At 61.7% G+C, this 20,763-nt stretch carries 24 protein-coding genes; 14 read left to right on the top strand and 10 right to left on the bottom strand.

The genetic code is table 11. The features are described from left to right. Positions 1-27: 27 nt before the first annotated feature. From ampD to JV241A_RS20830, 6 genes are all read left to right on the top strand, one after another. Positions 28-594 (top strand): 1,6-anhydro-N-acetylmuramyl-L-alanine amidase AmpD, encoded by a 567-nt coding sequence (gene ampD / locus JV241A_RS20855; RefSeq protein WP_115088702.1) that lies wholly within the window; start codon positions 28-30, stop codon positions 592-594. Beyond that, on the top strand, positions 591-1,424 hold the full coding sequence (gene ampE, locus JV241A_RS20850; protein ID WP_134064278.1) for a regulatory signaling modulator protein AmpE: 834 nt from the start codon (positions 591-593) through the stop codon (positions 1,422-1,424). The genes ampD and ampE overlap by 4 nt, the downstream gene beginning before the upstream one ends. Before the next feature lie 218 nt (positions 1,425-1,642). Beyond that, the gene (locus JV241A_RS20845; protein ID WP_134064276.1) at positions 1,643-3,673 is read left to right on the top strand and encodes a methyl-accepting chemotaxis protein; all 2,031 of its coding nucleotides are present in this window, start codon (positions 1,643-1,645) and stop codon (positions 3,671-3,673) included. Between the two features lie 171 nt (positions 3,674-3,844). Beyond that, entirely contained in the window at positions 3,845-5,044 is a 1,200-nt protein-coding gene (fabV, locus tag JV241A_RS20840; RefSeq protein ID WP_115088699.1) for an enoyl-ACP reductase FabV, read from the top strand. 181 nt (positions 5,045-5,225) lie between these two features. Further along, on the top strand, positions 5,226-5,912 hold the full coding sequence (locus JV241A_RS20835) for an N-acetyltransferase (RefSeq protein ID WP_134064274.1): 687 nt from the start codon (positions 5,226-5,228) through the stop codon (positions 5,910-5,912). A 9-nt stretch (positions 5,913-5,921) separates the two neighbouring features. Further along, positions 5,922-6,866 (top strand): alpha/beta fold hydrolase, encoded by a 945-nt coding sequence (locus JV241A_RS20830; RefSeq protein ID WP_134064272.1) that lies wholly within the window; start codon positions 5,922-5,924, stop codon positions 6,864-6,866. Here JV241A_RS20830 and JV241A_RS20825 read toward each other — a convergent pair. The 4 genes from JV241A_RS20825 to JV241A_RS20810 are packed head-to-tail and all read right to left on the bottom strand — an operon-like array spanning position 6,850 to position 8,828. Further along, positions 6,850-7,191, bottom strand: coding sequence for a HopJ type III effector protein (locus JV241A_RS20825; protein WP_115088696.1), 342 nt, complete (start codon positions 7,189-7,191; stop codon positions 6,850-6,852). The genes JV241A_RS20830 and JV241A_RS20825 overlap by 17 nt on opposite strands. Then, on the bottom strand, positions 7,184-7,480 hold the full coding sequence (locus tag JV241A_RS20820; RefSeq protein ID WP_045196092.1) for a DUF1244 domain-containing protein: 297 nt from the start codon (positions 7,478-7,480) through the stop codon (positions 7,184-7,186). Before JV241A_RS20820 ends, JV241A_RS20825 begins: the two co-directional genes overlap by 8 nt. Before the next feature lie 24 nt (positions 7,481-7,504). Next, positions 7,505-8,203 carry a dihydromonapterin reductase gene (gene folM / locus JV241A_RS20815; protein WP_115088695.1) on the bottom strand — a complete coding sequence of 233 codons (699 nt, stop codon included), beginning with the start codon at positions 8,201-8,203 and terminating at the stop codon, positions 7,505-7,507. A 55-nt stretch (positions 8,204-8,258) separates the two neighbouring features. Then, positions 8,259-8,828 (bottom strand): antibiotic biosynthesis monooxygenase, encoded by a 570-nt coding sequence (locus JV241A_RS20810; RefSeq protein WP_134064268.1) that lies wholly within the window; start codon positions 8,826-8,828, stop codon positions 8,259-8,261. 238 nt (positions 8,829-9,066) lie between these two features. Between JV241A_RS20810 and JV241A_RS20805 the strand changes: the two genes are divergently transcribed. Then, complete coding sequence (locus JV241A_RS20805) at positions 9,067-10,017, top strand: MerR family transcriptional regulator (RefSeq protein WP_134064266.1); 951 nt, start codon at positions 9,067-9,069, stop codon at positions 10,015-10,017. Here the strand turns inward: JV241A_RS20805 and JV241A_RS20800 are convergent. Next, the gene (locus JV241A_RS20800) at positions 10,002-10,619 is read right to left on the bottom strand and encodes a hypothetical protein (RefSeq protein ID WP_134064264.1); all 618 of its coding nucleotides are present in this window, start codon (positions 10,617-10,619) and stop codon (positions 10,002-10,004) included. The two genes, JV241A_RS20805 and JV241A_RS20800, sit on opposite strands and share 16 nt — an antisense overlap. Positions 10,620-10,687: 68 nt before the next feature. Next, positions 10,688-11,149, bottom strand: coding sequence for a PAS domain-containing protein (locus tag JV241A_RS20795; protein WP_115088692.1), 462 nt, complete (start codon positions 11,147-11,149; stop codon positions 10,688-10,690). Positions 11,150-11,291: 142 nt separating this feature from the next. On the opposite strand from JV241A_RS20795, the gene JV241A_RS20790 reads away from it, so the two are divergent. Continuing rightward, positions 11,292-11,747, top strand: coding sequence for a flavodoxin (locus JV241A_RS20790; RefSeq protein WP_134064262.1), 456 nt, complete (start codon positions 11,292-11,294; stop codon positions 11,745-11,747). Here the strand turns inward: JV241A_RS20790 and JV241A_RS20785 are convergent, their stop codons facing one another. Further along, complete coding sequence (locus JV241A_RS20785; RefSeq protein ID WP_115088690.1) at positions 11,748-12,635, bottom strand: LysR family transcriptional regulator; 888 nt, start codon at positions 12,633-12,635, stop codon at positions 11,748-11,750. 96 nt (positions 12,636-12,731) lie between these two features. Here JV241A_RS20785 and JV241A_RS20780 point away from each other — a divergent pair, with 96 nt between their 5' ends. From JV241A_RS20780 to JV241A_RS20760, 5 genes are all read left to right on the top strand, one after another. Then, positions 12,732-13,118: a CidA/LrgA family protein gene (locus JV241A_RS20780; protein ID WP_115088689.1), complete on the top strand. Its 387-nt coding sequence runs from the start codon at positions 12,732-12,734 to the stop codon at positions 13,116-13,118. Continuing rightward, positions 13,108-13,794 (top strand): LrgB family protein, encoded by a 687-nt coding sequence (locus JV241A_RS20775; RefSeq protein WP_134064260.1) that lies wholly within the window; start codon positions 13,108-13,110, stop codon positions 13,792-13,794. Before JV241A_RS20780 ends, JV241A_RS20775 begins: the two co-directional genes overlap by 11 nt. Positions 13,795-13,979: 185 nt before the next feature. Then, the gene (locus tag JV241A_RS20770) at positions 13,980-14,885 is read left to right on the top strand and encodes an alpha/beta hydrolase (RefSeq protein ID WP_115088687.1); all 906 of its coding nucleotides are present in this window, start codon (positions 13,980-13,982) and stop codon (positions 14,883-14,885) included. 131 nt (positions 14,886-15,016) lie between these two features. Beyond that, positions 15,017-15,925, top strand: a complete 909-nt coding sequence (locus JV241A_RS20765) for an SDR family oxidoreductase (protein ID WP_115088686.1) — start codon at positions 15,017-15,019, stop codon at positions 15,923-15,925. Positions 15,926-15,999: 74 nt separating this feature from the next. Next, positions 16,000-16,353 (top strand): hypothetical protein, encoded by a 354-nt coding sequence (locus tag JV241A_RS20760; RefSeq protein ID WP_115088685.1) that lies wholly within the window; start codon positions 16,000-16,002, stop codon positions 16,351-16,353. Positions 16,354-16,811: 458 nt separating this feature from the next. Here the strand turns inward: JV241A_RS20760 and JV241A_RS20755 are convergent, their stop codons facing one another. Beyond that, on the bottom strand, positions 16,812-17,168 hold the full coding sequence (locus JV241A_RS20755) for a hypothetical protein (protein ID WP_134064258.1): 357 nt from the start codon (positions 17,166-17,168) through the stop codon (positions 16,812-16,814). An 81-nt stretch (positions 17,169-17,249) separates the two neighbouring features. Further along, positions 17,250-17,561 (bottom strand): hypothetical protein, encoded by a 312-nt coding sequence (locus JV241A_RS20750; protein WP_134064256.1) that lies wholly within the window; start codon positions 17,559-17,561, stop codon positions 17,250-17,252. 114 nt (positions 17,562-17,675) lie between these two features. On the opposite strand from JV241A_RS20750, the gene JV241A_RS20745 reads away from it, so the two are divergent. Further along, positions 17,676-19,940, top strand: a complete 2,265-nt coding sequence (locus JV241A_RS20745; RefSeq protein ID WP_134064254.1) for a DUF6543 domain-containing protein — start codon at positions 17,676-17,678, stop codon at positions 19,938-19,940. Here JV241A_RS20745 and JV241A_RS20740 read toward each other — a convergent pair. Further along, on the bottom strand, positions 19,937-20,716 hold the full coding sequence (locus tag JV241A_RS20740; protein WP_115088683.1) for an IclR family transcriptional regulator: 780 nt from the start codon (positions 20,714-20,716) through the stop codon (positions 19,937-19,939). The two genes, JV241A_RS20745 and JV241A_RS20740, sit on opposite strands and share 4 nt — an antisense overlap. Positions 20,717-20,763: the final 47 nt, after the last annotated feature.

The raw sequence follows: 20,763 nt of genomic DNA, 5'->3' as shown, positions 1-20,763 counted from the left end.
CCGTGCCCCCGTGTCTCAGGATTTTCTATGCAACTGGACCGCGCTACTGGCTGGTTCGCCGGCGTCCGCCACTGTCCTTCACCCAACTGCAATGCCCGCGCCGAGGGTGAAGTCATCTCCCTGCTGGTTATCCACAATATCAGCCTGCCGCCGGCGCAATTTGGGACCGGCAAGGTCCAGGAGTTCTTTCAGAACCGCCTGGATGCCTGCGAACACCCGTATTTCGAAGGTATCAAGCACCTGCGTGTGTCGGCGCATTTTCTTATTGAGCGTGACGGCGAGGTCACTCAGTTTGTCTCCTGTCTGGACCGCGCCTGGCATGCCGGGGTGTCCTGTTTCGAGGGGCGCGAGGCATGCAACGATTTTTCCATCGGTATCGAGCTTGAAGGCACCGACGAGCTGCCTTTCACCGATGCCCAGTATCAGGCGCTGCAAGCATTGACCCGGCAGATCCAGGATGCCTGGCCGGCCATTGGCACTGAACGGATTCAGGGCCACAGCGATATTGCTCCGGGACGCAAGACCGACCCGGGTAGCGCTTTTGACTGGCCGCGCTACCGCGCCGGCCTCAAGGACAAGGAGAGTGAAACATGAGTTTTCTGGTGCTGTTGCTGGTGCTGTGGTTCGAGAAGTTCTCGGCCTTGCGCCAGCGTCTGCAACGCGATGGTTTTTTCGTTACCGAGCTTGCTCGCCTTGAGCGTGACGGCAGGCGCCATCCCTGGTGGGTACTGATCATCCTGGTGCTGCTGCCGGTGGCGCTGCTGGCCTTGCTCCTGCACGTGCTGGAGCCGGTGGCCTATGGCTTGCTGGCCTTGCCGGTGCACCTGCTGGTGCTGATCTACAGCCTCGGCCGTGGCGACATCAAGGCAGCGCAAGGACCGTTTCGCGACGCCTGGCGACGCGGCGACGAGCAAGCAGCGGTGCATGTCGCCGAACGCGACCTGGGTTTGACCGCCGACAATGCCCAGGCCTTGCTGGAGCGGGTGCAGGGCAACCTGCTGTGGCAGGCCTACCAGAGCTTTTTTGCGGTGATTTTCTGGTATTTCCTGCTCGGTCCGGCCGCAGCCCTGGCTTATCGGCTGCTGGCCCTGACCGCCGGGCATGCACGGACACCTACGCTGCGCGACCATGCCTTGCAACTGCGCCACGCCTTTGACTGGGCACCCGTGCGCGTGCTGGGCGTAAGTTTCGCCCTGGTCGGCAACTTCGTTGCGGTCAGCCGGGTGATGCTGCACGAGCTGCTGAACTGGCACATCAGCGCCGCCGGCCTGATCGGCTCGGTCGGCCGCGTCGCGGGTGACCTGCCCGCCAGCACTTCGACGGGCCCCGACGGCCTGCTCGGGCTGGACAACCTGTGGGAGTTGCTGCTGCGCTCGGCAGTGCTCTGGTACGCCTGTTTCGCCCTGTGGACAGTGCTCGGCTGAAGCCCATCGCGGAGCGGCCGTTGGTCGCTCCGCTGGCGGTTAACCTTAAGTTACAAACCCCCGATCCGATATGCGCTATACAGGTGTTGCTGAATACGTTCGGTGGCCTTGTGCCACTGTGGGGGGCGCAAGCCGCAATCGCGGGGCAAGCCCGCTCCTACAGAGGATGGTGCAAAGGCAGGAACCGTAAAAACAATAAGAATCGGAGGGCACCACCCTTGAAGAGCCTGTTGTATCCGGCCATCGCGCTGATGAACCGCCTGAGCTTCGGGATGAAGTTCAGCCTGATCAGTATTCTGTTTTTCCTGCCCATGCTGGTGACCAACTACTACCTGGTCCGCGATTCCTATGCGCAGTTCCATGCCACCCGTACCGAGCTGCAGAGCCTGGAACTGCTGGGCGGCAGCCTGGCCTTGCGCGGCGATGTGGAAACCCTCGGCAACCTGGTGCAGATCAACGCCGTGCTCGGCCAGTCGGGCAAGGCCGAGGACGTCGAGGCGCAGATCGCCAGCATCGAGCAACAGGTGCAGAGCCGCTTGTCCGGCTTGATTGCAATGACCGGTGACGAGGCCCAGGCCAAGGCCTTCGACGACAAGCGCAGCGAGATGCTCGATACCCTCAAGGCCGCTCAGAGCGAGACTTCGCTGTTGAGCAAGGTGGCGCTGTTCGACAAGCTGCTGGGCCAGGCCCAGGTACTGAGCAAGGTGATTGCCAGCCAGGCCGGGCTTAGCCAGGACAGCGACTCGGCGATCCGCCAGCTCAGCGAGCTGATGACCACGGTGACCCCGCAAGTGACCCAGACTCTCGGCGAAGGGCGGGCCATCGGCTCGTATTCGCTAGGCCAGGGTTTTGTCAATTCGGCTTCCAGCGCCCGCTTCGATGACCTGTTGTTGAAGCTGGAAAAGCTCGGCGCTGACTATGCCATCCGCCTGGATGAGGCGCTGGCCACCGAGCCTGGCGCGCAAGCCAGGCTCGGCAGCCTGGCCAGCAGCAGTCAGGCGTCGCTCAAGCAGGCCAGCGAACTGATCGAAGAACAGGTGGTGGTGGCCGACACCCTCGATGCGCCGTGGCCGGGGTTCTACAAGCAGATTAGCGGCTTGATGGAACAGACCTACACGCTCAATACCGCCATTGGCGAGTTTCTCGGCCAGCAGCTCGAGCAGCGCCTGGCCGAGCACCGTTTGCACATGATTTTGCTGGTGTCGGCGCTGGCCGCCGTATTCCTGCTGATCGTCTACCTGTATAGCGGCTTCTATGCCTCGACCCGCAACACGCTGAAGAGCCTTGGCGCGGTAATGGACAAGGTCGCGGCCGGCGACATGACGGTCAATTTCCAGGCCAGCAGCCACGATGAACTGGGCGAGTTGGGTCAGGTGTTCAACGGCACCGTGCGGCGCATCCATGACCTGATTGAACAGGTCGGTCACACCGTCGCCGAGGTCGAGCGTCAGGCCGAGCAGGTGCATGCGGTATCGGCGCGCAGCAACCAGGCGGTCAGCGGCCAGCGCGGGCAGATCGAGCAGGTGGCCACGGCCATGAACCAGATGTCGGCCACCGCCCAGGAAGTGGCGCGCAGCGCTGCGGCGGCGGTCAGCAGCGCCCATAGCGTCAACCAGGAAACCGTCAGCGGGCGCGGCCTGGTCGAGACCCAGCAGGGCAACATCGCCCGCCTGGCCGGTGAGATCGACCAGTCGGTGGCGGTGATCAACCAGCTGGCCAGTGACAGCCAGGCCATCAGCCGGGTGCTGGAGGTGATCAAGAGCATCGCCGAACAGACCAACCTGCTGGCCCTCAACGCCGCCATCGAGGCGGCCCGGGCGGGCGAGCAGGGCCGCGGTTTTGCCGTGGTCGCCGATGAAGTGCGCACCCTGGCCAAGCGTACCCAGCAGTCCACCGAAGAGATCGAGCAGATGATCTCGCGCCTGCAGGGCGGTGTAGGGGCCGCCGTCAAGGCCATGGACACCAGCCATCAGATGGCCTCGGGCACGGTTGGCGAATCGCAGCAGGTGCAGCAGGCGCTGGAGAACATCCTTGGCGCCATTGGCAGTATCGTCGACCAGAACCAGCAGATCGCCGCGGCGGTGGAGCAGCAGACGGCGGTGGCCCACGATATCGACCAGAACATTGTCGAGATCAACCGGGCGGCGGAAAACACCACCCAGGGTGCGCACCAGACCGAAGACGCCAGCCGCAAGCTGTCGACCCAGGTGCTGGAGCTCAAGCGCCTGATCGGTGCGTTCCGGGTCTGAGATCAGCGGTTGCTGAAGTTTTCCGCGCTGTGACAAAGTAGCGCCCTGAAGGATTCCAGGGGGCCGGATGTGTCGGCAACGCTGCGGGTGTAGTCTCACCCTCACAGCAAACGGAACCTCGAGTCCACGCGATTCGGCTCCCTCAGCAAATTCACTGACGAGGTACAGACATTGGCCATCATCCATCCCAAAGTCCGCGGTTTTATCTGCACCACTACGCACCCGACCGGTTGCGAGCTGAACGTACGTGATCAGATCGAAGCCACCCGCAAGCAGGGCGTGCGCGAGGATGGTCCGAAAAAGGTGCTGGTGATCGGTGCTTCCAGCGGTTACGGCCTGGCAGCGCGCATCACTGCCGCCTTCGGTTTCAAGGCCGATACCCTGGGCGTGTTCTTCGAAAAGCCGGGCACTGAAACCAAGGCCGGCACCGCGGGCTGGTACAACTCTGCCGCTTTCGACAAGTTCGCCAAGGCCGAAGGCCTGTACAGCAAGTCGATCAACGGTGACGCATTCTCCGATGAAGCGCGGGCCAAGGTCATCGAGCTGATCAAGAGCGAAATGGGCGGCCAGGTCGACCTGGTGGTCTACTCGTTGGCTTCGCCAGTGCGCAAGTTGCCACAGACCGGCGAACTGGTGCGCTCGGCGCTCAAGCCAATCGGCCAGCCGTACAAGTCGACCGCCATCGACACCAACAAGGACACCATCATCGAGGCGTCCATCGAGCCTGCCAGCGAGCAGGAAATTGCCGACACCGTCACCGTCATGGGTGGCCAGGACTGGCAACTGTGGATCGACGCCCTGGACGCCGCCGGCGTTCTGGCGCCACAAGCGCGCACCGTGGCCTTCAGCTACATTGGTACCGAAATCACCTGGCCGATCTACTGGCACGGCGCCCTGGGCAAGGCCAAGATGGACCTGGACCAAACCGCCAAGCGCCTGGAGAAGAAGGTCGGTGGTGGCGCCAATGTCGCGGTACTGAAGTCCGTCGTTACTCAGGCCAGCTCGGCCATCCCGGTGATGCCGCTGTACCTGTCGATGGTCTTCAAGATCATGAAGGAAAAGAACGTTCACGAAGGTACCCAGGACCAGCTCGATCGTCTGTTCCGTGACCGCCTGTACCGTGCCGATGGCGCGCCAGCGGCGCTGGACGAAGAAGGCCGCCTGCGCCTGGACGACTGGGAACTGCGTGACGACGTACAGGATGCCTGCAAGGCCCTGTGGCCGCAGGTGACCACCGAGAACCTGTTCGAAATTACCGACTACGCCGGTTACAAGAAGCAGTTCCTCAACCTGTTCGGTTTCGAGCGTCAGGATGTTGACTATGACGCCGATGTGGCTACCGACGTACGGTTTGACTGCATCGAGCTGTAATCAGCCCTCGCTAAGCGTTTGTTGCCGCACCTGTTTTCCCCGGGTGCGGCAACAGTTTCATTCTTGAGACACAATTTGAAACAAGTCTGCCACTGGCCTTTTGATATTCCCGCCGCCGCGCTGATCTATACCACTCTTTACATGCCCTTTTTCAACCGCCAAGGTTTGGTCAGGAGGTGCTATGAGTGGACTGCAAAAACTAAAAGAGCGGATCAGGCAGAAGGGTTTGCAGAAAACCCTGAAAACCCTGTGTGAGCGTTACATCTTCTTCCATTGGGAGTTACTGTGGATGGAACGCGACCTGATCAGCCCGGTTGCGCCTCACAACCTGCGCGACCATCCTGCGGTACGCCTGGTGGAAATCACCCCGGAGAACGCCGACGCCTTCGCCCGCCACTTCGGCGACCGCGTACAGACCATGCGCGAGCTGGCCGCCGAAGGCCACACCGGGCACATGTACCTGGATGAGCAGGGCGATGCCGTGGCGTTCATCTTCGGCAGCATGCGCGACTATCACGACCGTCATTATTACGGCTGCACCTTTCCGGTGAAGCCCGGTGAGTTCTTTGAATTCGGCGGCGAGATGATCCGCGCCTACTTCGGTACCCGCCTGTCGGTGGATGCCCAGATCAGCTTGTGGGAGGCCATGCGCGCCAAAGGCTGCGACAAGGTAGTGGATGTCTGCGAAACCCATAATATTCCGGCGCTCAAACTGCACCTGCGCATGGGCTATCACGAGCAGGGTCGGGTTATGCACGTGTACGGATTGTTCGGACGCTGGCGCCTGTTTCGCGAAACCCGCTACGATGGGTCGCGACTGAGCGGCTTGCGCAAGGTCCCTGCACCGCAGGTAGCGGCTTCGGCATAACAGAGGTCGATGAGCAGTCTCGAAGCATTCCCGGTTTTGCCCGTTGCCAGCAACAGCGGCCAGGCCTTTCGCGAAACAACCGCCGACGGGTACTCCCTCGGCGGTTTCTGTTGGCGCCACCAGGTGCCGGACGCTACGCGCCCGCTGGTGATCATCAACGCCGCCACTTCGGTGCGCTGCAGCTACTACGCCCGCTTTGCCCAGTACCTGTTCGCCCATGGCTTCGAGGTCATCACCTATGACTATCGCGGCATCGGTGAGTCGCGCCCGGCGTCCATGCGCCACTTCAAGGCCTCCTGGACCGACTGGGGCGCGCTGGATTTCGAAGCCATGCTGCAACGTGCCCAACGCCTGTTTCCCGGCCAGCCGATCGACGTGGTCGGTCACAGTTTTGGAGGTTGTGCGGCGGGGCTGGCGCCGTCGGCTGATCAGCTGCGCAGGCTGGTGACGGTGGGCGCGCAGTTTGCCTACTGGCGCGATTATGCCGCCGACAGCCGCTGGCAACTGTTCGGCAAATGGCACGTACTGATGCCGTTGCTGACGCGGGTGTTCGGTTATTTTCCCGGCAAGCGCCTGGGCTGGCTGGAGGATACCCCGGCCGGGGTGGTGCAGGACTGGAGCACGCCGTCTGCAGCCTATGAGCAACGTCCGAGTGCACGGGCGCTGGTTGATTTACCCTTCGCTCGGGTCAGGGCCAGGACCCTGGCCATCAGCCTGAGCGACGATCCGTTCGGCACGGTTGCCGCCATCGAGCGATTACTGGGGTACTTCGAGGCCAGTGAGCGCAGCCATCTGCGCATCGCCCCTGGCGATATCGACGAGAGCCGGATCGGCCATTTCGCCTTTTTCCACAGTCGCTTCCAGCTCAGGCTCTGGCCAATTGCCCTGCACTGGCTGCAGCAGGGGCAACTGGCCGAAGGTACACCGGGGCGTTTGATCAGCCCAGGCGCTTGAGCGGCTGCTCGGCGAATTTGACTCCGGCCAGGCCATGCTCGATCAGCGCGCGGATGTTGCCGTGGTCGCTGCCTTGCGGGGTGGCCAGCACCGAGCGGTAGTGTTCGCCGAACGCCAGCAAAGCTTCTTCATTGCTCAGGCCTTCGAGCAAGGCCAGGCCCAGGGTCTTGCACGAACCTTCGTTCTGCCCGGCAGCGTTGTCTACGCCGCCGTTGTTGAAGGCTTGTGGCTGGTAGGCGTAGTGCTCGGCGATGAAGGCCAGGGTATCGGCGAAGATGTGCTCGCCGGACTTCAGGCTGGCGCGCAGGGTATTGAGATCAGTCATTGGGCTTTCCTTTGGCGAACGCCGCTTGTTGTTCGGCGCTGGCTTCTTGCTGGTAAAGGGATTTCCATTCGGCGTAGGGCATGCCGTAGACCACTTCGCGGGCCTCATCCATGCTCAGCTCGATCTGCTTTTCATCGGCGGCGGCCTTGTACCATTTGGACAGGCAGTTGCGGCAGAAGCCGGCAAGGTTCATCAGATCGATGTTCTGCACGTCCTTGCGGCTGTCCAGATGGGCAACCAGGCGGCGGAAGGCGGCGGCTTCAAGTTCGAGTTTCTGTTGATCGTTCATGGACGTTCTCGTGACAGCGGTAGCTCAGTCTACCGCGATGCGGTTTTTCAGGTGGCGGCCACCGTTGATGACCAGGTTGCTGCCGGTGCTGTATTGGCTGTCGAGCAGAAAGCGCACGGCATCAATCAGCGGCTGGGCGCCGGGTTCGAATTCCAGCAGGGCCTTTTTCAGGGTTTGCTGGCGGTAGGCCTCGTCGCTGTTCTCTTTGAGGATCAGCAAGCCCGGCAGGATCGCGTTGACGCGAATGTTCGGCGCGTACTTGGCGGCGAACGACAGCACCATGTTCTGCAGGGCGGCCTTGGTCGCGGCATAGCCGATATGGCTGCCGCTGCCGCGCGAGGAGGTCTCGTCGCAGATATGGATAATGTCGGCCTTGTCCACCTTGGCCAGTTGCTCGCCCAGGGCCAGGTTCAGGTGGTAGGGCGCCTCGACGTGCAGCTTGAACATGGTATTGAGGTTGGCCAGGTCATCGTCGAGCCACAACGAGGCGTTGTGCACGATGGCGCGCAGGCCGTCGTAGTTGCCTTGCAGGTGTTCGATCAGAGCCAGGCGCTCGTCTTCCTGGCACAGGTCGGCCTGGAACTGGATGATGTTCGGGTGCGCGGCCTCGGGGCTTTTGCTGCGGCTGGCGCTGACCACGGTATGGCCGGCCTGCGCCAGGTTCAGGGCCAGCGCCAGCCCGACTCGCTGGCTGGCTCCGGTGACAAGAATTGGGCTGTTCATGGTGGGGGCGGTCAACTTTTACTGGTTCGCTTGGATAACCCCCAGCATACCCGAACTAGGCGGGATTGCGCGCGCCCTGAGGCCCCGGGCGGGTTGGGCTGGCGTTCAGCCAGTTGGCCAGCAGGCGGGTCGACAGCGGAATGAAGAAATACACCATCAGCGGCGTCAGGCCCAGGGTGCTGAGGAGGATGCGCGGCACCAGGTCCAGCGCGCCCAGCCAGTGGCCGAACAGCAGATTGAACAGCAGCGACACCGGAAAGAACGCCAGCCAGATCGCCACCGCCTGCTTCCAGCGCGGCGGGCGCTGCACCGGGTTACTGCCGAACCAGCCTTCCAGGCCGCTGACCCGCTGTTCCGACGGCTCGGCGAACAGGCCATTGCCACGGTCCAGCCAGGCCTTGCGTGAGGCCGAGTGCTCCCAGGCGTGCATGGTCTGTTCGTTGGTGAAGCGGAAGATGATCTGGAACTCATCGCCTTGCGGGGGCGGGGCGAGCACGCCTGAGCCCAGGTAGCCGGGAAAGTCGGTGGCCAGCTGTTCGCCTTCGTGCAGCCAGGCCATCAGGTCCTGGTAGCGACCATCGGCGACGCGGCGGGTAACCATCAGGGTTACGGGTGGGGTAGACATGGTATATCTCCTGGCAACTGGGCGTGGCGGGTAGGCCTACCGCTTGAACGTCGCCCGGGATGGTGGGCGGCATTCGCTTCTTTGCAAGAATCGATGCAAGAATCGGGCGCGGATTATTCCTTAAATAAGCTGACCCGTCAGTGCTGGCGGTCGCCAACCTGAGAGAAATGCCAATGGTAGTGCTCGCGGCAGGCGGAGTAGAATGCCCGTTGGCCCACAAACTCGCGGTTTCCCGGCAATGATCGAACCTGACCAGCCTTCATTGAGTACGCCTGAGCTCGACCACGAAGAACTGTTCCCGATCCGCGAAGTCTCCCGCATGACCGGCATCAACCCGGTTACCCTGCGGGCCTGGGAGCGCCGTTATGGGCTGATTCAGCCCACGCGCAGCGAAAGTGGGCACCGTTTGTACTCGCAAGCGGATATCGACGAGGTGCGCAGCATCCTCGGCTGGATCGAGCGCGGTGTCGCAGTCAGCAAAGTGGGACGCATCCTCGCTAAAAGCCAGAACCTCAAGGTCGAAAACCAGCCGCAGCGCAGCGACGAATCACAGGCCGACTTCATTCAGTGGCAAGCGCAGTTGCGCCAATCGGTCAGGGCATTTGATGAGCGTCGCCTGGAGCAGGTCTATGGCCAGGTATTCAGCAGTTATCCACAGCTGGTGGCATTCCAGGACATCCTTATGCCGGTCTGGCAGGAGCTGCGCAGTACCCACGAAGCCTTCGGCCAGGCCAGTGAATGGCTGTTCCTCGACAGTTTCCTGCGTGGACGGGTGTTGCAGCGTTTGCAACTGGCGCGCGAGCAGCAAGCAGTGCGCGTGGTGCTGGCAGCGATCCCCGGCCAGTGCCGCGAGCTGGAGTTGCTGGTGGCGGCGCTGTTGCTCGGCACCAGTGAAATCGCCATCAGCGTGCTCGGCCTTGGCCAGCCCCTGGAAGAGTTGAGCCTGGTCTGCGAGCGCATGACGCCCCATGCCTTGGTGCTGTTTTCCAACCATCCACCGGCCAGTGACTTGCCCAAGCGCCTGGCGCGCCTGGCGCTGGCCCTGGAATGCCCGTTATTGCTGGCGGGGGAGGCAGCGGACCTGGCTCAGGATAGCCTGATGGGTTCGCAAGTCGCGTGCCTGGGCAGTGAAGGTCGGTTGATGCGTCGGCGACTGCAGCAATACCTGGCCGGTCACTTGGATTCTTGAGGGTGCAGCTCGGGGTGGGTGCGGCGGTGGGCCTGGAGGATGTATTCGCGTAAGCGCTCGATTTCTGCCGGCAGGCTCTGGCCCAGGTTGTAGGCGGCCAGATGTTCGCCGGTGCGCCGTTGCAGGGTGCCGTGCAGGGCAATGGGGGCATCGCCGTCGGGGCTGAACCAGAGATCGAAGTGCCTGGGCGGTTCGGGTTGCTCGCGCACTTCCAGCAGCACACCCTTGAACGAAATTTCCCTGACCCACAAACCGGTGCTCAAGCCCAGTTCGTCCTCCAGGGCAACCGGTTGCTCAAGCGTCAGGCGCCAGGGTCGGACCACGGCGCCTTCTTCATAGATGTTCGGTGCACCCAGTTGCAGGTGCAGGGCATGGAACTCGTCTTCGACCAGTTGCAGCGGGAAGGTCATCTGCTGGTTGTTGAACTGTGCCTGCAGGGTCACCTGCTCGTCGGCGATCAGCCGGGTCAGCAGGTTCTTGATTTCGCTGCCGCCATTGACCAGCAGGCGCGACGCCGGTTCAGCCGGGATGGGCTGAGGCGCGTGCTGCATGGAGCGGATGAAGTCCAGTTCATCCTGGGTCAGAAGGGCATCTGCTTGCATGGTCGAACTCGAAGTTACAATCGTGAATGCGTTTCTTCAGCGTCATGGACAACCAAACGGCGCGTTTGTTAAGACCGTTGGTCGGCTTCCAGCGCAGCGATGCGCGCTTGGGCCTCGGCCAGTTGGCGCTCAAGCGCGATCACCCGCAGTTCGGCTTCGACCTGGCGGCTGACATCCTTCTGGATGCCGATGAAGTATTTGCGCCTGTCGGCTTCGTTGAGTACTGGGGTAATCGACAGTTCGTTCCAGAACGCGCTGCCGTCCTTGCGGTAGTTGCGCAGGATTTCCCGGCTTGGCAGGCCATCCTTGATCGCCTGGCGAATCAGTGCGCGGGCGTCCTGGTCGCGATCATCGTTCTGTAGGAAACGGCAGTCGCGGTAGAGGATGTCGTTGGCGTCGTAGCCGGTCAGGCGCTCGAAGGCCGGATTCACGTAGATCAGGATAGTGTCGTCATCGCCTTCCTGTTCAGCCACCACGATCCCGTCGTTGGAGGCGTCAATCATGCGCTGCAGCAGTGTGGCATTGATCATCTTGTTAGGTCCGCAAGGGCTGTAGATCGGGCATGCTGGCTGATTCTAGTAGATTGACCGTCGCTGTACAGCGGCAGATTAAGGCCTTTTGCCAGTGCCGGATGCTAGTATCCTACGTTTTTACTCAGTTTCGGAAACCTCTATGAAAGTCGCCATCCTTTCCGGTTCGGTATACGGCACCGCCGAAGAAGTCGCCCGGCATGCCGAGAAGTTGCTCAAACAAGCAGGTTTCGAGGCCTGGCACGCTAACCGGGCGACCTTGCAGGACATTCAGGGTTTTGCCCCCCAGGCATTTCTGGCCGTAACCTCGACCACCGGCATGGGTGAGCTGCCGGACAACATCATGCCGCTGTTCAGTGCAGTCCGTGACGTGCTGCCCGCCGAGTGGCGCGGACTCAAAGGCGCGGTGATCGGCCTGGGCGACTCCTGCTACGGCGACACCTTCTGCGGCGGCGGTGAGCAACTGCGTGAACTGTTCGCCGAGATGGGCCTGGTGGAAGTGCTGCCGATGCTGCGCCTGGATGCCAGCGAAACCGTTACTCCGGAAACCGACGCAGAGCCCTGGATTGCCGAGTTGGTGGAAAAGCTGCGCGGCTGATCACTGCGGCTGTGGCTGCTCGCGCAGCAGCTGCAGCCAGGCCTGGGCGGCACGCGATAGGTAGGCGCCCTGGCGCCAGATAAAGGCAATGTCCCAGCGCAGGTCCGTCGGTTGGCTCAATGCCAGACGCACCACCCCGGGCCGCTCCAGGCCTCGGGCAACCACACTCGGTAACAGCACCACCCCTTGGCCTGCCGCCACCAGTGCGGCGAGAAAGTCGGCCTGGCCGCTGCGCCCACCTTCCCTGGGCGTGAAGCCCGACTGCTGGCAAGCACTGAGCAAACGGTCATTGAGCACGAAACTGCGCTGATAGAGCAGGAACGGTGTATCGGCCAGTTGTGCCAGGCTGACCCGGCCGGCGGCCGCCAACGGGTGATCGGTGGGCAACAGGGCGTCGAGGGGCTCGTTGCAGAACGGCTGGTAGGCGAAGACCGGGTCGCTGGGCGTCAGGCTGCCGCCCAGTTCCAGTTCGCCGCTGAGCACTGCTTGCTCGACACTGCGGCTACCGCCTTCGAACAGTTGAATGCTGATATTCGGATAGCGCCGCCGGTATTCGGCGAACAACCGGGCGAACAGCGCGTCACTGCCCAGTAACGGCAAGCCCAGGCGCAATTCGCCGCGGGCCAGCTGGCTGAGATCATCCAGTTCGCTGAGCAGCTCCTGGCGCAGGCGTAGCATGGCTTCACCGCGCTCAAGGACGATTTTGCCAGCGGCGGTCAGGTGCAGTTGCGAACCCTGACGCTCCAACAGCGGCACACCCAGGTCCTGTTCCAGTTGGGCGACCTGCTTGCTCACTGCGGACTGGCTGATGTGCAAGGTCAGCGCGGCCTGGGTAAAGCCGCCGCGGTGCACCACTTCGAGAAAGCTGCGTAGCTGTTTGAATTCCATTGCCTGAATTCCAATTTGGAATAGTTGGCAGTCTAACAATTCGCTTTTGGCGTGGGGAGCGGGCTTTTAAAATGAAGGCCTGAGAGGATCCCTGCGATGAAACCCCCTGCGTTTAACCGATTTGTCCGCCTGCTCGCCGAGCTTGCGGTGTTGCTTGCTCTTTACAAGGTTGGTGGCGTATTGGCCGCCTGGTTGGCCTGGCCGATTCCGGGCGGGGTGATCGGCCTGGCGCTGCTGTTGCTGCTGTTCGCCGTTGGCGTGCTCAAGCCGGCCATGTTGCAACTGGGGGCCGGGGTGCTGATGGCCGAGATGCTGCTGTTCTTCATTCCGGCGCTGATGAGCCTGCTCGATTACGGCAGCCTGCTGCGCGATGAAGGCTGGCGGATCTTGCTGGTGATTGGTGTCAGTACCTTGCTGGTGATGGTGGTGACGGCGGTGACGGTGGAGTGGATCTGCCGCTGGAGGTTGCGTCATGACGCTTGAGCCGATGCCGCTGTTCTGGCTGGCCCTGACCCTGCTGGCTTATCTGGGCAGTCGCTGGTTGTACCGGCGCACCGCGCGCTACCTGCTGTCACCGTTGATTCTGGTACCGGCTGTGCTGCTGGCGATTGCCGTGCCCCTGCATACCGCCTATGCCGAATATGCGCGCAACACCCACTGGCTGATGTCGGTGCTGGGCCCGGTCACCGTGGCCTTTGCCGTGCCGATCTGGCAACAGCGCGCCTTGCTCGCCCGCCACTGGCCGGCCCTGACCCTGGGCATGCTGGTCGGCAGTGCGGCATCGATCGGCAGTTCCTGGGGCCTGGCGCACCTGTTGGCGCTGGACAGCTCGGTCAGCCTGTCGCTGGTGCCGCGCTCGATCACCACGCCCTTTGCCATGCCGCTGGCCAAGGACCTGGGCGGCGTGCCGGAGTTGACCGCGGTGTTCGTGATGTTTACCGGGGTGCTGGGGGCGATGTTCGGTGGCGTGCTGCTCAAGTACCTGCCGCTGCGCACGCCATTGGCCCGTGGCGCGCTGTTTGGCGTCGGCGCGCATGGGGCGGGCGTCAGCCGCGCTCATGAGGTGGGGGGCGAGGAGGGGTCGGTGGCCGGCCTGGTCATGGTCCTGACCGGCCTGCTCAACCTCTTCGCCGCGCCCTTGCTGACTTTGCTGTTGTGATTCACCTCGCTATTTTGCTTGCTGACTCCCAAGGTCAATAAGCTGGCTGCGAACGCAACTCTCGGGCGGGCCTGCCTGACTAGACTGTCGATCAGTAGAGCACACGAATGTGCCGAGGTGATTGCAATGATCGCAGCCGATGCCTTGCCCAACACGACTACCTACAACCTACCGGGACCACTGTGATGCCTTTGGCCGAAATTCCATTGTGCGTCTGGCGGACCCGGGGCCTGAATTTCTCGTTCCGTGGCCAGACCATCCGCTACTGGACCGCAGGGCAGGGCGAACCGCTACTGCTCATTCATGGCTTTCCCACCGCCAGCTGGGACTGGCATTACCTGTGGACACCCCTGGCCCAGCGTTTTCGGGTGATTGCCTGTGACATGCTCGGCTTTGGCGACTCGGCCAAACCGCTGCACCATGATTACAGCCTGCTGGAGCAGGCCGACCTGCAGCAGGCATTGCTCGCGCATCTTCAGGTCGAGCAGCCGGTGCATCTGCTCGGGCATGATTATGGCGGCAGCGTCGCCCAGGAGTTGCTCGCCCGCCACCACGAGGGCCGCGCGCAGATCGCCAGTTGCGTGTTCCTCAATGGTGGTCTGTTCCCCGAACGTCATCGGCCGCTGCTGATCCAGAAGCTGTTGCTCAGCCGCCTGGGCTGGCTGGTCGGGCGCTCGTTCGGGCGCGATGATCTGGTGCGTAACGTCACCCAGATCTACGGGCCCTGCACCCATCCCAGCGAAAGCGCGCTGGACGACTACTGGAGCCTGATTGCCTCCAACCGCGGCACGCGCATCCTGCACAAGCTGATCACTTACCTGCCCGAGCGGGTCGCACACCGCGAGCGCTGGGTCGGTGCATTGCAGGCCGACGGGGTGCCGCTGCGGCTGATCAACGGCGCGGTCGACCCGATTTCCGGTATCCATATGCTCGAACGCTATCAGGAGCTGGTGCCCGATGCCAACACCGTGATGCTCCAGGGCATTGGCCACTATCCGCATACTGAAGCACCGGTACAGGTGCTGCGCCATTATCTGGCGTTTCGTGAGCAACCCCTGGTGAATGTGCCGCAGAGAGTCGCCTGGTCCTGAGCGACCCGGTGTGCGCAATCATCGCCCGGCCTTATCGCCTGCCATTCAGCGCCTGCCCGCTTGATTGTGTGCCAGCCAGTGCTGGCTGACACTCGGGCATCCCTCTCTTTTGTTCTGCTGGAGAAACGAGCATGACGATTCGCTTGGACGATAAAGTGGTGATTGTCACCGGCGCTGGCGGCGGCCTGGGCCGCGCCCATGCCCTGCTGTTTGCCCGGCATGGTGCCCGGGTGGTGGTCAACGATCTGGGTGGTTCGACCCATGGCGAAGGCGCCAGCGCCTCGGCCGCCGACCGGGTAGTGGCGCAGATCCGCGAAGAGGGTGGTACGGCAGTGGCCAACCATGACTCGGTCACCGACGGTCAGCGCATTGTCGAACAGGCCCTGGACAGCTTCGGCCGGGTCGATGTAGTGATCAACAACGCCGGCATCCTGCGCGACAAGACCTTCCACAAGATGGAGGACAGTGACTGGGAGCAGGTCTATCAGGTTCACCTTGAAGGTGCCTACAAAGTCACCCGCGCCGCCTGGCCACACCTGCGCGAACAGAACTGGGGGCGGGTGATTTTCACCGCCTCGACCTCGGGCATCTATGGCAACTTCGGCCAGGCCAACTATGGCGCGGCCAAGCTTGGCCTGTATGGCCTGACCCGCACCCTGGCCATTGAAGGACGCAAGAATGGAATCCTGGTCAACGCCATTGCCCCCACCGGCGGCACGCGCATGACCGAAGGACTGATTCCACCGCAGGTCTTCGAACAGCTCAAGCCGGAACTGGTCAGCCCGCTGGTGGTGTACCTGGGCAGTGACGACTGTCAGGACAGTGGCGGCCTGTATGAAGTGGGCGGCGGCTGGGTCGGCAAGGTGCGTTGGGAACGCAGCCTGGGTGTCGGCTTTGACCCGCGCGAGGGCTTTTCACCCGACGATATTGCGGCCAACTGGCAGCAGATCGGCAACTTCGACAACGCTGTGCACCCGCAAGACAGCCTGCAAGCCTTGCAGCAGATGATGGCCAATCTGCAGAAGTATCCACAGGGCTGAACCTGCCCCAAGGTTGTGGTCGCCAGTTGAAGTTGCCTATGCTGGGCGGCCCCCTTGCTGCAGGAGCACAGAGGATGTACGAATCCAGAACGGACCCGGTCATTTCTTCCCGTCAGTTCAGTTATCGCATGATGCGTCACGGCCTGGCAGCCTGCCTGATGTTGATCGGCTCGATCCTCTTCGGTGTGCTCGGCCATCTGTACTTCGAGCCAGACGTGCCCTGGCACGATGCGGTGTTCAACGCCACTTTGCTGCTGGGCGGAGTCGGGCCGGTGATCCTGCCCGAGAGTATCGGCGGCAAGCTGTTCTTTGCCGGCTACGGCTTGTACGTCGGGCTGGTATTTGTTGCCACCATCGGTCTGATCCTGGCGCCTGTTGCCCATCGATTGTTACACCGATTTCACTTTGACGACGCCGATGACGATTGAATTGCGGGCATAAAAAAGGCCGCTGCAGTGCAGCGGCCAAGTAAGACGCAGATCAAGGAGCTTCAAAATCAACGTCGGTGAACCTGGGCCAAGCTTCATCAGGCGGAGTGTGCACGCCGGTTGATGGAATCGGGCTGACTGCTTCGATCTGCGTCAGCACCGTCTTGGTGCAACCAGAATAGGTGCCTGGCGGTAGCGGAAAAATAGGTGTTTCTGACATTCACTGTTACAGCACTGGTAACAGTGAAGCCACAAGACAGTAACCCGTTATTTCATTGATGACTGTGAGCATGTGTAAACAAGTCTGCTTGGGGTTTGTCCATTCCGAGGTATCAATAGGCTGTTGCTGGTTTTAGCCGTAGGACACTTCTCTCGGGTTGCTGAACAAGCCACTTTGGAGCTTTTCGTCAGTATCAATAGGGAACGGTTACGCTGAAATTCTGCTGTCGGTGAACCAGTCAATTTGTCGCGATATGACTATCACCGAATAAAGAGATCAGCACATGGATTTGTCCCGTTTTTTCGATGCACCAGGATTTAGCTTCGACGACAACAGCCTGGAGACAATTCTGCTGGAACTCAGCAGTACCACCTTTCAGATCAAGAACCAGCTCGAGTCGCTGCCCTCCCTGACGGATGCAGCTTTCGATGAGTTCTGGAAGCAGGCGCGCAAGCCTGGTACCAACCCGCTGAGCCTGTTCATACAGGTGACGAAACTGTTTTTTCTCGACCTGCGTTTCGTGGCTTTGCGCCAACCAGGACAGCAGTCGGCACTCGCCGCCCTGGAAGAGCAGATCTTTGATCCAGACGAGCATGTCCGTCTCTTGGCGCTGAGCATTGGGGGCGAAGCGCTGACGTTGCCTTTGGTGTTTGTCATCGGCGAGTCGTTCGAAGCGTCATCTTCGAGCAAACTCTGGCTTTACAGCCTGCAGGAGGGCTTGCAGGAGCAGGGCAGTACACGGCGATTCATCGACCGCATGACGCTGCGCCTGAGCAAGCCGGCTGCCGAAGATCCCCTGGTCCAACCGTTGCCGCATGGAATTAGGCAGCGTCTTGCGCAAGGCCAAGCGCCGCGATTGACCTTGGTGCCGTTGAGCGATATTCCGTTTCGAAGCCAGGTCGACGATATCCGCCAAGCCTTGCGCGAGGTGCCAGTACAAGACCTGTTGCAACAACGCCTGGCAACCAGGCTCAGGCAGCACCGTCACGCCCAGCTGCCTGAATGGTTACGCTTTCTCGAAGGTGAAGAGCGTACGGCCTACGAGTTACGCGAACGAGCTGTTGCCGTGTGCCAGCAACGGGTCGATGAACACCTGCAAGGCATGGCCAGTGCGCAGGACTATGCCGCTGAGCAGATAGCCGATTACCTGACGCAAGCCATGGGGCTTGACGTTGATGTCCGGCGACTGCGGGTGGGGGTCAGGCATGTGTTGGATATCGTGGGTGAAGTGCTGTGTGGTGAGCGCGAGATGACGCTGGTGCAATGGGTAATTTCCGGTGGTTATCACGGCCGCGAACTGCAAGCGCAGATCATTGACAGCGAGCTGGCCGTACAACTGACACCGGGCTTTATCCAGGCCATGATCGATCAACTGGATATCCGTTTGAGTTACCGGGAAGCGCTGCAAGCCGTGTACTTTGACGGCCCTGGCCCGCAACTGATGAGTGAAGTGGTCAATGCGCGGCTGGCTCTGAGTGCCCTGGCAGCGCGTTACCAGGGGCTCGACGGGAGGGCCTTCGACGCCCTCGAAGCGGCTCGTAACCACCAAGGGGCCCTGAGCGAGCTTGGCATCGAAGTCGGTGGCGTGATCCTCGATCCCTTCCAGTTGGCGTTCAGGGATGTGTTTTACCTGAGCTATGGCCAGAGTGATGATCAGCGCTTCCTGCTTTACGCCCCAGGCGCGCCGGGAGGCGATCTTCGGGTGTTGCGCAATGCACGGCAGCTCAGCCTGGAAATCGCCCGGTGGGCGCTGACGGATCAGGGGCAAGCCTACTTGCTTGGCCAACTGTCGGTCGACGCGCGGCCGCAGTTCACTCAGCTACTCAAGCAGGCGCAGAGACTGCCTGGTTATTGGTCGCGACAAACCGTTACGCTGGAGCGCTGGCCTGACGCCGGTTGGCAGGAGTTGCTGTCGGAAATTGCCTTTATGAAGGTCAATGGGGTGCTGGAGCAGCTGCAGTTCGCCACGCCCCAGTGGTACATCGATGCGCCGCTGTTCCAGCGTCAGCAACTGAGCAACATCGATGCGTCACTTACCCTGGTACAGAACGCCTACCAGCAGATTAACAACATCGAGCCCTTTGCCGATTACGCCCATCGCCTGGTCAAAGAAAGGATCAACACATTTGCCGGCGCGCCTGGGCCTGAGGTCGATCCTGATACCGTGCTGGTCGAGCTCGAGCCTGGTAACGTCGCAAGCCTTACCCGCACGGTCATCAGTGGATACGACAGCAGTTTCAATTTCGCCGACTTCGCAATAATCACTTCAACCGTTGGCCAGGACCTGTCACGCCTGGATCGTCGTTTTCTCGACGGCTACATTCGTTCGGCCAGGCTGGGGGAGCGCTACATCCAGACGATTCGCAGTCGCTTGCTCGATGCGACTGACCCGCACTACAGGCGCCGTCGCCTGCTGCACCGCGAGCTATTGCGCTTGCAGATGCGCCGCGCCTGGCTGAGCGAAACCATGGCGGGGCGACTGACGGCTGTGCGCAGCCGGTGGCTGGAGAATGCTGTCGATGAATTACTCGATCTTGAGCCTGCGGTTGTTGGTGGTGATCGGACTTCACACAAGAACGGGGTGTTCCAATTCGCGCTGAGTGGCCGACGGGTCGAGGGTGTGTATCTGTTCAGGAATGTGGTGCAAGGCGTGGTAGAGGATCTTGTCTACACGCCGGAGGCCCCTGATGGCCTGTTCTTTCGAGCGCCGCAGGCACTGGCCCGGCAATGGGACGATCCTGCCCTGCAGGACTATTTTTACCTGCGGGTCAGTATTCGCGATCAGCCTATTGTCGGCGCCCTGATCGAGCGCTTCCAGCGGGCAGGGGATGGCGAGGCGATTATCCTGGCGGCGATCAGTGACTATAAGCGCATTACCGACCTGGCCCGTGAGTTCGACGTAATGGTCGAGCGCATCGTTGCCGATGTGGACGAAGACACCACCAGTGTGGCGCAAAGGATCTCCGGTTTGTTGTTCGAGGTTGCGATCGGGGTAGTGGCAATACTCTCGGTTCCGTTTCCACCGGCAAGCCTAGCCCTCAGCGTGGTCATGACCCTGCGCGCGTTTGGACAGGGCGTCATCGCTTACCTGGATGGAGATCGGGCGGCAGCCACGAAGTTCTTTCTGACAGCGGGGGTTGGCCTTGTTTCCTTGTCAGGTATCAGCGGGCGGTTGGCGAAACTCGTGTCGGGCCTTTCAAAAGGACCGAGTTCACCCACCGTTCGGTTGTTGAAACAACTGTTCAGTGACTTGCGCCCGGTGGGGGCGAAATCGATTTACAGTGTGAATCGGGCGCTGGAGGAAGAACTCAAACAGTTCCTGGAAATCCTCGAACACAAGAGCATGCACATGGCTATCCCGGTCTAGCCTTCGTGCCCCATGCGCCAGCTGATCATCTTCGCCGTAGCCAGCAACTGCCCGGCTGCGGGCCCCTGCTCATCGGCATGGAAGATCGAGGTCGGGCCGACCACGGTCAGCACGGCGGCGATCTTGCCCACGGCGTTGAACACGGGAGCCGAAAGGGCATCGACCCCCGGCATCAGCAGACCATGGACATGATGCAGGCCGCGTTGGCGGATGGTTGCGAACAAGGCCTCGTAATCGTCGGCGCTGTGACCTGACGCGGCCAGTTCCTGCTCGCGCAACTCGATGGTTTCGCGCTCGGGCAGGTAGGCGCCGAATACCAGCCCGGTCGAAGAGGTGAGTAAAGGCAACACCGAGCCGATCTGAGTGACCACGGTGACTGCCCGAACCGCCGGCTCGATATTGACCACGGTGGCGCCCTGGTTGCCCCACACGGCGATGAAGCAGCTTTCGTTGAGCTCATCGCGCAGTAGCGAAAGCGGCAGCGCCGCCTCTTTCAATACGTCCATCCCGCCCAACGCTGCCAGCCCTACGCGCAGGGCTTCGCGGCCCAGGCCGTAGTGGTTGGTGGCCGGGTTCTGTTCGGCAAAACCGCTGGCAATCAAGGCCTGCAGGTAACGGTGGACCTTGCTCGCCGGCATGTCGACATGCTCGGCCAGGCGCGACAGTGAGGTAGACGGCGACAATTGGGCCAGGGCTTTAAGGATGTCGGTACCGACCTCGGCCGAGCGGACCTTCTGTTTGCCGGAGCTGTCGGCGGGGGAGCTGGCTTTGGCCATGATGGAGTCGATCCGGGGAGTTCAATGGGCGTCTTTATAGCTTGACG

Origin of the sequence: Pseudomonas sp. JV241A, from assembly GCF_900275665.1 — a bacterium.
Taxonomy (GTDB): Bacteria; Pseudomonadota; Gammaproteobacteria; order Pseudomonadales; family Pseudomonadaceae; genus Aquipseudomonas; species Aquipseudomonas wadenswilerensis.
This window is presented reverse-complemented; position numbering and strand designations above follow the sequence as displayed.

Coding starts and splice junctions, on each gene's coding strand:
- ampD (WP_115088702.1), top strand. CDS start 28: ATGCAACTGGACCGCGCTACTGGCTGGTTCGCCGGCGTCCGCCACTGT.
- ampE (WP_134064278.1), top strand. CDS start 591: ATGAGTTTTCTGGTGCTGTTGCTGGTGCTGTGGTTCGAGAAGTTCTCG.
- JV241A_RS20835 (WP_134064274.1), top strand. CDS start 5,226: ATGAGTGGACTGCAAAAACTAAAAGAGCGGATCAGGCAGAAGGGTTTG.
- JV241A_RS20830 (WP_134064272.1), top strand. CDS start 5,922: ATGAGCAGTCTCGAAGCATTCCCGGTTTTGCCCGTTGCCAGCAACAGC.
- JV241A_RS20825 (WP_115088696.1), bottom strand. CDS start 7,191: ATGACTGATCTCAATACCCTGCGCGCCAGCCTGAAGTCCGGCGAGCAC.
- JV241A_RS20820 (WP_045196092.1), bottom strand. CDS start 7,480: ATGAACGATCAACAGAAACTCGAACTTGAAGCCGCCGCCTTCCGCCGC.
- folM (WP_115088695.1), bottom strand. CDS start 8,203: ATGAACAGCCCAATTCTTGTCACCGGAGCCAGCCAGCGAGTCGGGCTG.
- JV241A_RS20810 (WP_134064268.1), bottom strand. CDS start 8,828: ATGTCTACCCCACCCGTAACCCTGATGGTTACCCGCCGCGTCGCCGAT.
- JV241A_RS20805 (WP_134064266.1), top strand. CDS start 9,067: ATGATCGAACCTGACCAGCCTTCATTGAGTACGCCTGAGCTCGACCAC.
- JV241A_RS20800 (WP_134064264.1), bottom strand. CDS start 10,619: ATGCAAGCAGATGCCCTTCTGACCCAGGATGAACTGGACTTCATCCGC.
- JV241A_RS20795 (WP_115088692.1), bottom strand. CDS start 11,149: ATGATCAATGCCACACTGCTGCAGCGCATGATTGACGCCTCCAACGAC.
- JV241A_RS20790 (WP_134064262.1), top strand. CDS start 11,292: ATGAAAGTCGCCATCCTTTCCGGTTCGGTATACGGCACCGCCGAAGAA.
- JV241A_RS20785 (WP_115088690.1), bottom strand. CDS start 12,635: ATGGAATTCAAACAGCTACGCAGCTTTCTCGAAGTGGTGCACCGCGGC.
- JV241A_RS20780 (WP_115088689.1), top strand. CDS start 12,732: ATGAAACCCCCTGCGTTTAACCGATTTGTCCGCCTGCTCGCCGAGCTT.
- JV241A_RS20775 (WP_134064260.1), top strand. CDS start 13,108: ATGACGCTTGAGCCGATGCCGCTGTTCTGGCTGGCCCTGACCCTGCTG.
- JV241A_RS20770 (WP_115088687.1), top strand. CDS start 13,980: ATGCCTTTGGCCGAAATTCCATTGTGCGTCTGGCGGACCCGGGGCCTG.
- JV241A_RS20765 (WP_115088686.1), top strand. CDS start 15,017: ATGACGATTCGCTTGGACGATAAAGTGGTGATTGTCACCGGCGCTGGC.
- JV241A_RS20760 (WP_115088685.1), top strand. CDS start 16,000: ATGTACGAATCCAGAACGGACCCGGTCATTTCTTCCCGTCAGTTCAGT.
- JV241A_RS20755 (WP_134064258.1), bottom strand. CDS start 17,168: ATGCTCGTCTGGATCAAAGATCTGCTCTTCCAGGGCGGCGAGTGCCGA.
- JV241A_RS20745 (WP_134064254.1), top strand. CDS start 17,676: ATGGCCAGTGCGCAGGACTATGCCGCTGAGCAGATAGCCGATTACCTG.
- JV241A_RS20740 (WP_115088683.1), bottom strand. CDS start 20,716: ATGGCCAAAGCCAGCTCCCCCGCCGACAGCTCCGGCAAACAGAAGGTC.